Annotated in this window: 11 protein-coding genes and 1 pseudogene; 9 read left to right on the top strand and 3 right to left on the bottom strand. The window is 39.7% G+C overall.

Annotation, left to right across the window (positions count from 1 at the left end; genetic code table 11):
- Nucleotides 1-17: 17 nt before the first annotated feature.
- The 6 genes from SH603_RS10005 to SH603_RS09980 all read left to right on the top strand — a co-directional run bounded on the left by SH603_RS10005 (nucleotide 18) and on the right by SH603_RS09980 (nucleotide 6,598).
- Nucleotides 18-2,885 (top strand): YhgE/Pip domain-containing protein, encoded by a 2,868-nt coding sequence (locus tag SH603_RS10005; RefSeq protein ID WP_169477370.1) that lies wholly within the window; start codon nucleotides 18-20, stop codon nucleotides 2,883-2,885.
- Between the two features lie 275 nt (nucleotides 2,886-3,160).
- A complete protein-coding gene (locus tag SH603_RS10000; protein ID WP_243678783.1) occupies nucleotides 3,161-4,153 on the top strand; it encodes a D-2-hydroxyacid dehydrogenase in 993 nt (330 codons plus the stop codon).
- Nucleotides 4,154-4,377: 224 nt separating this feature from the next.
- On the top strand, nucleotides 4,378-4,560 hold the full coding sequence (locus SH603_RS09995) for a CsbD family protein (RefSeq protein ID WP_169472947.1): 183 nt from the start codon (nucleotides 4,378-4,380) through the stop codon (nucleotides 4,558-4,560).
- A gap of 2 nt (nucleotides 4,561-4,562) precedes the next feature.
- Complete coding sequence (locus SH603_RS09990; RefSeq protein ID WP_035156102.1) at nucleotides 4,563-4,811, top strand: GlsB/YeaQ/YmgE family stress response membrane protein; 249 nt, start codon at nucleotides 4,563-4,565, stop codon at nucleotides 4,809-4,811.
- A gap of 205 nt (nucleotides 4,812-5,016) precedes the next feature.
- On the top strand, nucleotides 5,017-5,982 hold the full coding sequence (locus tag SH603_RS09985; protein WP_321533916.1) for an IS30 family transposase: 966 nt from the start codon (nucleotides 5,017-5,019) through the stop codon (nucleotides 5,980-5,982).
- Between the two features lie 91 nt (nucleotides 5,983-6,073).
- Nucleotides 6,074-6,598: an SA1002 family membrane protein gene (locus tag SH603_RS09980; RefSeq protein ID WP_169478104.1), complete on the top strand. Its 525-nt coding sequence runs from the start codon at nucleotides 6,074-6,076 to the stop codon at nucleotides 6,596-6,598.
- 67 nt (nucleotides 6,599-6,665) lie between these two features.
- Here the strand turns inward: SH603_RS09980 and hflX are convergent, their stop codons facing one another.
- The 3 genes from hflX to SH603_RS09965 form a co-directional block, all read right to left on the bottom strand.
- Complete coding sequence (hflX, locus tag SH603_RS09975; protein WP_169473486.1) at nucleotides 6,666-7,943, bottom strand: GTPase HflX; 1,278 nt, start codon at nucleotides 7,941-7,943, stop codon at nucleotides 6,666-6,668.
- Nucleotides 7,944-7,972: 29 nt separating this feature from the next.
- Nucleotides 7,973-8,626 (bottom strand): histidine phosphatase family protein, encoded by a 654-nt coding sequence (locus tag SH603_RS09970; protein ID WP_169473489.1) that lies wholly within the window; start codon nucleotides 8,624-8,626, stop codon nucleotides 7,973-7,975.
- Between the two features lie 73 nt (nucleotides 8,627-8,699).
- Complete coding sequence (locus SH603_RS09965) at nucleotides 8,700-9,350, bottom strand: DedA family protein (protein ID WP_321533915.1); 651 nt, start codon at nucleotides 9,348-9,350, stop codon at nucleotides 8,700-8,702.
- A 219-nt stretch (nucleotides 9,351-9,569) separates the two neighbouring features.
- Here SH603_RS09965 and helD point away from each other — a divergent pair, with 219 nt between their 5' ends.
- The 3 genes and pseudogenes from helD (at nucleotide 9,570) to SH603_RS09950 (ending at nucleotide 13,603) form a co-directional block, all read left to right on the top strand.
- On the top strand, nucleotides 9,570-11,876 hold the full coding sequence (gene helD / locus SH603_RS09960) for an RNA polymerase recycling motor HelD (RefSeq protein WP_263863262.1): 2,307 nt from the start codon (nucleotides 9,570-9,572) through the stop codon (nucleotides 11,874-11,876).
- 153 nt (nucleotides 11,877-12,029) lie between these two features.
- Nucleotides 12,030-12,428, top strand: a complete 399-nt coding sequence (gene tnpA, locus SH603_RS09955) for an IS200/IS605 family transposase (protein ID WP_041816984.1) — start codon at nucleotides 12,030-12,032, stop codon at nucleotides 12,426-12,428.
- A pseudogene (locus SH603_RS09950) lies at nucleotides 12,428-13,603 on the top strand (RNA-guided endonuclease TnpB family protein). Before tnpA ends, SH603_RS09950 begins: the two are co-directional and overlap by 1 nt.
- The last annotated feature ends 163 nt before the right edge of the window (nucleotides 13,604-13,766 follow it).

Here is a 13,766-nt window from a genome sequence, read left to right as displayed (position 1 = left end):
TTGAGGTGAAGTATTAAATGTGGAGCATGATTAAAGGCGAATTTCGTCATATTATTCATAACCGTTTACTGCTTTTATCAGTAACGGTTATTTGCTTCATACCTTTCCTATATAGTATTTTCTTCTTAAAATCAGTATGGGACCCGTATGGAAGTACACGTAACTTACCAGTTGCGGTGGTAAATAAGGACATTCCGGTTGAATACCAAGGCCAGAAAATGGATGTTGGGAAACAGACCGTTAATGAATTGAAGAAAAATCACCAATTGAAGTGGGAATTCGTATCCGCTAAAGAAGCAAAATATGGTATGAGTCATCGCAAGTACTATGCTGTTGTTACGATTCCTAAAGATTTCTCTGAAAATGCAACGACTGTTTTGCAAAAGCATCCTAAGACGATGAAGTTACATTACCAAACTAATGGTTCCTTGAACTACATTGGACAGGTAATTGTCCAAACAGGGATGACACGGCTAAATGAAAAAATTCGTGCCCAGGTTACTAACGCTTACGCAACGGTAATGTTTAAGCAATTACATGTTGTAGGTAAGGGGATGAACAAGGCCGCTGATGGTGCCCAACAAATTGGTACCGGAATGGTGACCTTGAGTGATGGTGTAAATCGTTATGTTGCAGGGGTTTCCCAAGTAAATAACGGGGTTCAAACCTTGCGTGTTAGCGTTGCACCATTAGCTTCTGGGGCGCAACAACTTGCTACCGGGAGCCAAACCTTAGCAAATGGTATCATGCAATATACTGGTGGGGTTAGCCTCCTCGGCAATGGTGTTGGTCAATTAATGGCTAATTCCGGTGCACTAAATTCCGGTGCTAACCAGTTGAGCAGTGGCTTAGGTACTTTGATGGCTAACTCTGGTGCGTTAAATTCTGGTGCTAGTCAGTTGAATGCTGGATTAAATACTTTAATGGCTAACTCTGGTACGTTGAGCTCAGGGGCTAACCAATTAAGCAATGGTTTGAATACGTTAAGTGGTAATTCGGCTCACTTAAGAGATGGTTCAGGTCAATTAGCATCGGGCGCTAATCAGTTGAATTCAACCGTTAACAGTCAGTTAGGAAACATTAACTTTAACGGTATTATGGGGGCCATGGATCAAGCACAAAATCTTCAGCAAGGGTTAGGTCAACTCCAGACCGGTTTGGCAACTGCCAAGAATGCTCTTGCTGGTGTTCAAAGTAATGCTGCTAGTCTTCAACAAGCTTCGGGAGCATTATCTGGTGCTGTCGGTGCTGGTGACAAGCTTAAAGGTATTGCAACTAACGATGGTCAAATTGCTGGATTAGCACAACAAATTCTTAGTGATGATAAAGCTAGTGATCAATCTAAGAAGGCCGCTCAACAAATTGTACAAAATGCTAGTGCTAATGTTGCTGCTATTCAAGGATTAAGTGGAACTCTTGGTCAATTAAGCAATCTTCAAGGAAGCTTGAGTGGTATGCAGCAACAATTAGGTCAGCTCTCACAAATGTCTGCTGTGTTAGATAATGCAGATGGGACTATTCGTCAAGCTAACTCATTATTAGCAACCTTAAATGGTTATAAAGGTACCCTAGCCGCAATGCCAGGTGCTGTTGATCAACTTAAACAAGCCACAAGTCAAATTTCCACTGGAGCAAGTACGCTTAATAGTGGTGTAAATCAATACACTAATGGTGTTGATAGTGCTGCTGCCGGTGCTGGTACGCTTAATTCAGGAATCGGTCAATACACAGCTGGAGTCGCTCAAGCTGGAGCTGGTGCTAATCAACTAGCTAGCGGAATCGGTCAATACACAGCTGGTGTTGCCCAAGCTGGAGCCGGAGCTGGTCAATTGGCTAGCGGAATCGGTCAATATACAGCCGGTGTTGGTCAATTAGGTAACGGAATTGCCCAGCTTAACGCTAATAGCGGGGCCTTGAACTCTGGTGCAGCTCAATTAGCTGGTGCGCTTGGTCAACTAAACGGTCAAGTTCCTGCTCTTGTTGCCGGTGTAAACCAATTAGCTGCCGGAACTCAACAACTTCAAGATAATTCTCCAGCTCTTATTTCGGGAATTGCGCGGTTGAATGCTGGTGCTTCTCAACTGGCTACATCGCTTGCAGGTGGTGCAAAACAAATTAACGGTATTAAGACTTCGCCACGGAATGCCAAGATGTTTGCAGAACCAACTGCTCTTAAGCACACGGATTACAGTTATGTACCAAATTATGGTCACGCCTTAGCACCATACGTTCTATCATTAGCAATCTATGTTGGGGCACTTGTATTTAACTTTGTTTACCCAATTCGTCGGGTTGCTGAATTTGGTAAATCCCCAATCGCTTGGTGGGCAAGTAAGGTAACAGTTGGATCATTAGTAGCAACTGCAATGGCAATCGCGGAAGATGCAATTATGATGGCTTGTGGACTTACAGTTATTCACCCAGTTGCATTCTTTGCGACAACCATATGTTTCGGGTTAGCTTCAATGGCAATTGTTATGTTCCTTTCAATGCTCTTTGATAACCCCGGTCGATTCTTCGCTATGGTTCTCTTAATGCTCCAATTAGGTGGATCTGGTGGTACCTTCCCAATGGAAATTACGATGAAGTTCTATAATGTAATTCACTGGTACTTACCGATGACTTATTCAATCTTAGGACTCCGTGATTCAATTTCTGGTGGTTTGGGAGCACATTACACGATGTTCTGTAACACTGTTCTGATCGTAATCGCAATTGTCTTCTATGCATTGTTATTAGTCGGTATGATCTGGTTACAACACCATCACTATGCTGGTCGCTCAGAATTGGATAATAACCAAGAACTGCTTGGACCAGAAGGTGATTATGACGGTATGCACCTTCAACAACGTCGTCCAAACCAAGGAGACAACGGTGAACAATAATTAAAGATAACAGAGGGAGCGAGACAGAAGTCACTCGTGACTTCGTTTTCAACGCGAAGCTAGCCTCTGGGAGCCCCCGCAAGCAACAGTAGGCCTCCAATGTTCGGTTTTACCGGGCGTTGGAGGCCATTGTTGTACTGCGCCATTTGTCTTTTATGAAAGTAACTTGGCTTAAGTCACAGACCCGATTTTTTGTTGCTAAAATACTGATGATTAAGTAAAGGAGTGTTAAGCTATTAATGTAAGCGGTTTTTATGAAAGGAATGGGAAAACTGATGAAATTAATTATGTATAGCGTTCGTGACGCTGAAAAGCCTTATATTGAAGCATGGGCAAAGAAGACAGGCAATGAAGTCAAGATGGTTACTGAACCATTAAATGCTGATACAGTTAAGCTTGCGGAAGGATATGATGGAATTTCCTTACAGCAAACAACAAAACTTGGGGATGAACAACTGTATGAACAATTAGCAGCCATGGGAATAAAGCAATTAGCTGCTCGAATGGTTGGTGTTGATATTTTTGATTTAGATGCATGTAAAGCAAATGGCATCATTGTAACGAATGTCCCTATTTATTCACCACGAGCAATCGCAGAAATGGGTGTCACACAGGCGATGTACTTGTTACGGCGGATTGATGAATTCGAACAACGCATGAGCCATGGTGATTTTCGGTGGAGCGATGATTTAATCAGTAATGAAATTTACAATTTAACCGTGGGAATTGTTGGTCTTGGTAATATTGGTGGGGCCACTGCTCAGATTTATAAAGCATTAGGTGCAAAAGTCCTTGCATATGATCCATCATACAATGTCGAATATGAACCATACGTTGAATATACCGATTTTGATACTGTTGTTAAGAATGCGGATATTTTATCATTACATACACCGTTGTTACCAAGTACAGAAAACATGATTGCTGCACCACAATTTAAGATGATGAAAGACAATGCTTACTTGATCAACATGGCTCGTGGAAAACTGGTAAATACTGCGGACTTAATTTCAGCATTGGAAAATAAAGAAATTGCGGGTGCTGGCCTAGATACATTAGCTGACGAAACTTCTTTCTTTGGGAAACAAGTTTCACCAGATCAAATTCCAGATGATTACAAGAAGCTAGCTGCAATGCCAAATGTTCTTGTTACTCCCCATGTTGCATTTTTGACTGAAACATCTATACGGAATATGGTTGAAATTAGTTTGAATGATGCTGTAACAATTCTAGAAGGTAAGCATTCACGTAATGAAATTAGAATGTAATTAATTAAAAAACTCTACCAATTTTTGACGGTAGAGTTTCTTTTTAATTAAGATATAAATAAAGTTATTAAAGAAGACTTAAATAAATCAAAAGGATATCGCTTTCTAGGATGATAACTGTTAAGCTTAGAACTATCAAATACCACTAGTCGATTTAGGAAGGAGGAACATCCCAAAGTTGTCAGCCACTAATAGCCATATACATAAGGAAAGGACTGATAATAATGGCTAGCGATAAGCACGGAATAAAAGATAAGATAGCAGGGAAACTAAAAGAAACTGAAGGCAAAGTAACTAATGATAAGACTCGTGAAGGAGAAGGAAAACTTCAGAAACTTAAAGGAAAAGTAAAAGATGGGGTTAATGATCTTAAAGAGTCAATAAAAGGAAATAAAAAGGAGGGCTGATTATGTACTGGATTTGGGTTTTAATTGTTGGTGGATTAATTGGTTTAGCTGCTGGTGCGTTAACCCGTCGTGGCGGATCAATGGGAGTGATCAGTAATATTGTTGCTGGACTAGTAGGATCAGCAATCGGTGAAGCAGTATTAGGCGCATGGGGACCGCAAGTAGCTGGGATGGCAATTGTTCCATCAATTATTGGAGCAGTAATCTTAGTAATGATCGTCTCCTTGATTTTCGGAATTCGAACCGATTGATTAATAATTGGAAGTAAGAGAGCGAGAGCAACCCGATTCTCTGCAAGCAATAATGGCCTCTAACGTTCGGTTAATCTGAACATTGGAGGCCATTATTGTACTGCGCTGTTTATCTCTCGCCGTTTGTAAAATTAAGTTAGAAAAATAGAAAAGCCATTTGTGGTAGACTTTTGAATACCCCTAAACAAAAGAAAGGAAACCACAAATGACTTACACCCATCTTACCACAAACGAGCTGACAATCATCGCCCATTCTTTCGTGCAAAAGCTTAAAGCGTACCGAGTGGCCCAAATGATCAAACGTTGCGCCGAAACCGTTTATCGCGTTTATCGTTGCCTGGAAACCGGTGCCTCAATTGCTGATTATCAAGATCACTATATGCGCAATAAGCAACGTTGTGGCCGAAAACGTACTCAGTTGTCACTGGCTGAACTCACTTATATCAACGACAAAATTGCCCAGGGGTGGACGCCTGATACCATTATTGGGCGCGCTGAGCGCCCAATTAGTTGTAACCGGCGAACTCTTTACCGGATGTTTGAACGTGGCCAGTTCGGCTTCGATGTCCGTTCCTTGCCGATGCGAGGTAAGCGGCACCCGAATGGCTATGTCGAGCGCCGCGGGAAGGCTGGCCAATTGGGGCGAAGTATTCACGAGCGTGCCAAGGACTTTCCGCACTATGCCACTGAATTTGGGCACCTTGAAGCTGATACCGTCCAAGGCAAAAAGCACCAAGGGGCGGTAATGACCCTGACCGAACGCCAATCGAAGGTCGAAATTGTACTCAATGTGCACGAAAAGACGGCTAATGCGATTAACCAACACTTAAGTCAGTGGCTTCGGAAATTCCCGCGGCACTTCTTCAAATCGATTACCTTTGACAACGGAAAAGAATTCGCCGGCTGGCGCGAGATTGCCAATCAATTTGACCTTCACACTTACTTTGCCGAGGTTGGTGCTCCCAATCAACGAGGGCTGAACGAAAACAACAACGGTCTTTTACGCCGGGATGGCTTAACGAAACAGCTAGATTTCCGCAATCTTCCTGATGAATTGGTAACCCAACTGATGAGTAAGCGAAATAACCTGCCCCGTAAATCACTAGGCTATCGAACTCCATATGAAGTATTCATGTCTTACGTCACTGATGAGCAACTATTTTCTTTCTAACTTAAATTGACATTTAGGGTCTTATGACATTATCTTTGACGCTGCATAAATTAAAGGCATAAACTATAATCAATGGACTTGAATTGAGGGGATGGAGAAGATTATTTATTGGGTTTTATTGATCGCTCTAATAGTTATCACAATGGGAATAAATGCCCACCATACTCATAACATGGTATATATCCATTCATTAATTTTGATCACAATTATGGTAGTAATTAGTATGGTTAGTTTTATTGCAATTTTGTATTGTGTAATGGCGTTTATTTTTGACTTACGAATTTTTCATGTTAGCTCCGTTTTTAGTTTGATATTATTAATTGCTGTATTAGTGGGAATTATGTTGTCAAATTTTTTAGGCTGGTTTCAGCACCATTATCATTATCATATGACGAGTCTAACAATCATGGAATATTATATTCAATGGTCACTAATTTATACGACGATTTATCAAGTTATTTTTAACGATCTTTCAAAATCTTCAAAATATATGCTTAAGATTGTGGCCGAGAGTAGGATTATTAATCCCGATTACATAATCATGGCATTATTTCCCGCATTAATTTCAACGTGGATCGCAATTGTTATTTACAAGGTTCAACAAAAACAAATATAAGAAAATTCCCCCTAAGAAATGTTCATATCTCATTTCTTAGGGGGCATTTTCACCTGTAATTACGCCATCATGCTTTTTCGTACTTGTTAAAGCGTTGATAATCTTGAACTGACATTTCTACCGTTAATAATGTCCCATCACTTTCATAAGCAGTATCTAAAATATTAGTGTGTTCATTAAGGTAAGAAACAACGTGACCATCAGTAAATGGAATTAGAAGAGTAGTGGTGACATAGTCCTTAAATAGGTGTTTCTTAATAACATCAACAAGAAGATCTAATGAAGCATCTTGTTTAGCTGAAATTACAACTTGATCGTCACCTTCAAGAATAGGGAATTCAATCTCAGTTTTATCTGCTTTATTAAATACGTTGATCATTGGAATATCAGTAATCCCAATTTGTTTTAAGGTTTCATTAGTTGTTTCCATCATTTCCTTGTAATGTGGATCAGAATAATCAATAACTTGGATTAGTAAGTCAGCATTAGCGGCTTCTGCAAGTGTTGATTTAAATGATTCAACAAGGTGAGTAGGCAACTTGCTGACAAAACCGACCGTGTCACTAAGTAAGAAGCGTTTTTGATCTGGAAGTGTTAGTTGCCGGACACTTGTATCAAGGGTGGCAAATAACATATTCTTTTCAAAAACAGTTTTTTCTTCAGCAGCTCCATATTTTCTTACGAGGCCATTCATAATGGTTGATTTACCGGCATTGGTATAGCCGACAAGAGCAGCTGTGGGAATTGCACTCTTTACTCGTTGTTTTCGCTTGGTTTGTTCAGATTTAGCAATAGCAGCCAGTTCTTGACGAAGGTGGGAAATTTGATGTTGGATAGTTCGCCGATCCATTTCAAGTTTGGTTTCCCCGGCACCCCGGTTAGTAAAGCCGCTTCCTCCACCGGTTTGCTGGTCTAACCGCTCACTTGCACTAGTTTGCAATCGTGGTAAGCGATATTGCAGTTCCGCAATTTGTACTTGGAGTTTAGCTTCTTTGGTTTGAGCGCGGGTTGCGAAAATCTCTAAAATAAGAGCGGTTCGGTCTAGAATACGACATCCGGTTCCTTCTTCAAGATTACGTAATTGACTTGGTGATAATTCATCATTGGTAATGATAGTAGGAACGTGATTAGCATCAGCCACGTCACGAATTTCTTCGACTTTGCCTTTTCCAAAGTAGGTAGCAGGATTAGGACGATCGATGACTTGATCAATCCGATCGATAACTTCCATGTGATTTGCTTGTGCTAATTCAGCCAGTTCAACCATTGAGTAGTCAAAGTCTTCTTGACCAGTATTTAATCCAGTAATAATTACTGGTTCTAGAGTTTGTATGTTAGTCTCCATTGAAGAATAATGTTCCTCCTTTATGGATATTATTCTGGTAATTCAAGTTTGTTATAAAAATCAACAGTAGTATTATTCTTATCTAAAGTTAGCTTAGTGATGCTTCCGTTACGTGGTGAATCGCCTGGATCGTAAGCGTCAGAATAGCGTTGGACGATTGAACGAATAGTGGCTCCGTGTGAAACTACTAGTACTTCTGATCCGTCTGGCAATGCTCGTAAACGGTCAAAACCTTTATCTACCCGCTTCCAGAAAGCAACATGGTCTTCAGCAGTACCATAATTATCCGCGGCTGCAATCTTATCTTTTAATTTGTCTGGACCCCAACCGGCAACCATTTCTGTAAAGCTATGATAACCATCTGGGCCGCCAAGAAAGTCAGCAAAATGTTGGCCATCTTCTCCTTCAAAGTAGCCAAAGAATTCTTCCCGAAACGCTGGCTCTGGAATTGGCGTTGGATTATTACCAGGATGTTCAGCAAGCAAGAAACGGGTAGTTGAAACTGTTCGTGCGAGGTCGCTGCAAAATACATAATCAAATTGAATAGGAGCAAGCGCCCGTCCTACTCGTTTAGCGTCTTCTTCACCCTTTGGCGTTAGCGGACCATCAGCCCAACCTTGCATCCGATTGTAGAGATTAAGATAGGTTTGTCCGTGGCGTACAAAATAAACGTTGATTGCCATAGTTACAGCACTCCTTTAAGCGAAATAAAAATACTTATTACATTTTAACATGATTTCGCTGAAGAAAAAGCAATTATAGCATTCGGTTTCGCTTAATAATTCGTTGACGAATCGCTTTGATAAGTGCTAACAAGCCAACTCCTAACAGTGAACACACAACAAATGCTAAGATGATAAGTGAGAAGTGCTGACAGATAAACGGAATTATTCCAAAGTAATATCCACATCCAGCACCAATCGCTACCCATAATGTAACGCCAATAATATTACCAATTGTGAAACGGTGAAATGGAAACTGCATTGTTCCAGCAATTAAGGGGACAAAGGTACGAATGAGCGGTACAAATCGCCCTAATGCTACAGCTTTGATCCCATGACGGGCTAAAAATTCTTGTGCTTTCTCAAAGCGGGGACCGGCCATTCTTTTTTTGAGCCATTGCCAATGAGAAAGGGAATGACCAATATAATAATTAACTGTGTCACCAATTAGCGCCGCGAAAAAGAAGACGGGGATGACGATTTCCATTTTTAAGATCGGGTTAAAAGCGATAAAAGAACAAGTTAAAAAGACAAGCGATTCACCAGGAAGCCATGGGAAAATCACTAATCCAGTTTCCATAAAAATTAGGATAAAAAGGAGAACATAGCTCCAAGCGCCCATCCACTCAAACATGGGAATAATTATTTCCGCAATATGAGTTAGAAGATAAAAAATATGGCTCATTGTTGTTTTCCTCCTCCTGGATCATGGTTTCAATATATTGTAGCGTTATTATTAGTTATTTTGATGATCTTAGGATTAAAATTAAACGACATTTAATAATTGAAAAAATAGAAGGCGGAAAGTTAACAGACTAATTGGCGAAAATGATATAATAATTGGATGATTTTAAGATAAATTATTAAGTAAGTCGACCTGAAGATGAAAGGTAGGGAGTATGGAATGTCTACGAAAACTGAAAAAGAACTAGAACAAAAGTACCTTGATAATGTGATTGATAAAGTAAAACAGGCCGAACAAAAAGCAGAAGAAAAGATTAAAACGGCTCAACATGATATTAAGGGCATCAATAAGCAAATTGATGATATCCACTTAAATACCACTACTTATTCAGGCATGATGGATACGGCCATGTCTTTTCGTGCTCAACAGCAGATGCTAGATGAACGTCAAAATAGCTGGCAACACGCTGCAGACCGGCTAGCAACTTTACAGCGACTTGAAAAGAAACCTTACTTTGCTCGCATTGATTTTCGTGAAAAAGGTGCCAATGAATCCGAAAAGGTATATATCGGGCTTGCATCCTTTACCGATAAGCCAGATCACTTTCTTGTTTATGACTGGCGAGCGCCGATTTCGTCTGTTTACTATGAAGGGAAACTTGGGAAAGTTAAATATCAGACTCCGGTAGGCGAGCAAGAGGTAGATCTTACTCTTAAACGCCAATTTCAAATTAAAGATGGGGTAATTGTAACCATCTTTGATACCGACGAACAAGTAGGCGACCAGATGCTCCTTGATGCGCTTGGTAACCATTCCAGTACCAAGATGAAAAGCATTGTAACGACGATCCAACGGAAACAAAATGAAATTATTCGTGATACGAAAAACGAATTGTTGTTTGTTCAGGGGGCTGCTGGCTCGGGGAAGACAGCGGCAGTTCTCCAACGGGTTGCCTGGCTCCTTTACCGTTACCGGGGTAATTTGACCTCTTCACAAGTTGTTCTTTTTTCACCTAACCAATTATTTAATGACTACATTGATCAAGTCTTGCCAGAATTGGGTGAGCATAACATGGTCCAGATGACTTACTTCCAGTTCGCTAATCGCCGGGTGCCAAAGCTTCATGTTCAGAACTTAGAACAACGGTTTGAAAGTCACCAAGATGAAACGGCTAAGAATGCGCAACAACTATTAACTAGCTTGCAATATTTCAAAGCAACAGAGCGTTATGCTAACCATCTTGGTCATGCTAATATGCGTTTCCGCAACCTTATGTTTAATGGTAAAGTCTTTTTGAGCAAAGAGAAGATTAAAGAAATTTACTATTCATTTAATAACAACTATAACCTGGGAAATAGGTTGGATGGAACCAAGGAAGAATTGATCAAAGATCTTAATCACCGTGTAAGCACTGAAATGCGCAATAAATGGGTTGAAGATGAAATTCAAAGCTTGAGTAAAGAAGAAATCGATAACTTATTTAATAACCAACCGCGTGAATTTGAGGATGAAGATAAAGAATATAAGTTCCTCGCACGTCAAATCGTTATGCGGGCATTTATGCCAATAAAAAAGGCCATCGATCATAACCAATGGCTTAACATCAATGGACAATTTTTACACCTTCTCCGGGTAACTCCAAAACTTATTAATATTGCTGAGTATGGAATTTCTGCAGAACAGTGGAAAGATTACGTTGATGGGGTAAAAGAAGACCTAAAGAAGGGGAACATCAGTGCCAACGGAATTACTATTTACCTGTACCTGTATGATTTGATTACTGGAAAGCATGGTCAACGTGATATCCGCTACGTTTTCGTTGATGAAGTCCAAGATTATGATGCTTACCAGTTAGCTTACCTTAAGTATCGTTTCCCCCATGCTAAATTCACATTGTTAGGAGACCTTAATCAGGCAATTTTCACTCATGAGAATAGCCGGTCACTATTAAAGCAGTTAGGGACGATGTTTGATCCAGAGAAGACAAAGGTTGTCCAATTAACGAAGTCTTACCGTTCCACGAAACAAATTACCGACTTTACTAAACATATTTTAATTGATGGTGAAGCGATTGAGGCCTTTGAGCGCGAAGGCAATAAGCCACAAGTTTATCAAGCTAAGGATGAGCAAGAAGGGGTAGCGGCAGTTATTGATATCCTTAATAAGTATCAAAATGATCATGATGCCGTCGCAATTATTGGTAAAGATCTCAAAGATAGTGAAGAGCTGTATCAAAAGTTAAATGCTAACAACATTAAGACCACCCTTATTCGGACAGAAAATCAACGGTTAGTAAAGGGCCCGATTGTTGTACCGTCATATTTAGCAAAGGGGTTGGAATTTGATGCGGTTATTGTTTGGAATGCGAATGATCAGCAATACCATGGTAACGATGAGCGACAATTGCTCTATACGATTTGTTCCCGAGCAATGCATGAGTTAAGTTTAGTATCAATTGGCAGCACAACTAGTTTGCTAGACCAAGTGCCGACAGATGAATATGAAAAAGTTAATGTTGACAAATAAATGGCAAGAGTAATATTGCACTTTATCCATAAATTTGCGAGAATACCCCCACTTCTATAAGTAGGGGATGAATCGCTCTCTTAAAGTACGTTAGTGCTTTTTCTTTTGTTCTATGATATATTTAGTATATATCTATAAAATGTGGTGATAACAATAGAATTAGATAGAAATCAGCATTCAGTATACTTACTTAATTACCATTTGGTAATGGTGGTTAAGTATCGTCGAAAAGTAATTAACGATGAAATATCTGAATATCTTAAACATCGTTTTGTAGTTGTGGGACAAGCATACGGCATTAATTTGCAAGAATGGAATCATGATCAGGACCACGTACATGTTTTGTTTAGAGCAACGCCTCATACGGAAATGGCTAAATTTTTAAATGCTTACAAATCGTCTAGCTCCAGAATGGTTAAAAAACAATTTCCAGAAATCAAGCAATATCTTTGGAAATCAGCCTTTTGGACACAAAGCTATTGCTTAATTAGCACTGGTGGAGCGCCTTTAGAAGTTGTAAAACGATATATTGAAAGTCAAGGGAGAAAATAATGGTTCTAAAAGCCGTTAAAATGCGCATCTATCCAAATTCAGCACAACGAAATCAGCTCTGGCAAATCTTCGGTTGTGTTCGTTTTGTATAGAATCAAATGCTTAATATGCAAATTGAACGGCGCAAGAATAATCCGGAAGCTAAATTTGTGAATGCCTTTGGGATGAATAATCTGTTGAAACAACTTAAGGTTGAGTATCCTTGGTTGAAACAAGCAGAATCAACTGCTTTGCAAAGTGCTAATCGCAATTTAGCCGATGCTTTTCAACGCTTTTTTAAAGGTCAAAATAAGTTCCCTCGATTTAAATCCAGAAAATATTCTCAGAGCTACAATTCAAAGTACGTTAATGGCAATATTAAAGTTTTAGATTGCCATCATATAAAGTTACCAAAACTCGGTATCGTCTATTTTAGAGCTGGTCGATTGCCAATGGGTAAAATTAAGAATGTCACTGTTCGTCTGAACGTTGCTGGTCAATATTGCATTACTGTTTTAGTGGAAAGCGAAAACCAAATTCTTCCTAAAACAAATAAATATATTGGTGGCGATTTAGGACTTAAGTCATTACTTAATCTTTCAGATGGATGCAAGGAACCGATCAATCATTTTGAAGACAAATACCATAAAAAGTTGTATCGTTGGGAGAAATTGCGTAGTCGTCGATTCTTAAAGGCTCAGCAGGAAATTGCCTGGGATCATCATAATAAAGTGTTAGTTCCACGGCAATTAGATGATTTTAAGAATTATCAGAAAGCTCGTATTATGGTGGCGAAGTATCGGCAAAAGATTGCCAACCAACGGTTGGATCAGCTACAAAAATTCACTACTAAATTGGTCAAAAAGTACGACATCATTGTGTTGGAAAAATTTAATACTAAGGGAATGATGAAGAATCACCATTTAGCTAGAGCAATCGCTAACGCTAGCTGGTCAAAATTAGTAGATATGTTGCAATATAAGTGTGACTGGTACGGTAAAAAGCTTATTCAGGTCAATCCGTCATATACTAGCCAAATTTGTGCTAATTGTGGGAAGAATAATCATCGGTTAGGATTGAATAAATCGGAATGGTTAGCGGTACGTGAGTGGGATTGTCCAAACTGCGGTAAACATTTAGATCGTGATATTAACGCTGCACAAGTCATCTTGCAAAAAGGATTAGCTATCCGATAGATAAAGTTAGGCTCGGGACGAGCCTTGGCTAATAGTCGTAACCTCTGCTTGAAGGTTCGTTCAGAATCGGTAGGGTAAGTATGCGATGTTTCCAGAATCTCCCACTTCAAGCATTAAACCGTAGGTTTAGCTAAGTGGGAGTAGTTCAAAATTTAATTGTGTA

This window comes from Limosilactobacillus reuteri, assembly GCF_034259105.1.
Taxonomy (GTDB): Bacteria; Bacillota; Bacilli; order Lactobacillales; family Lactobacillaceae; genus Limosilactobacillus; species Limosilactobacillus reuteri_G.
The sequence above is the reverse complement of the archived record's forward strand: the minus strand, read 5'-3'. Positions and strand labels throughout refer to the sequence as shown.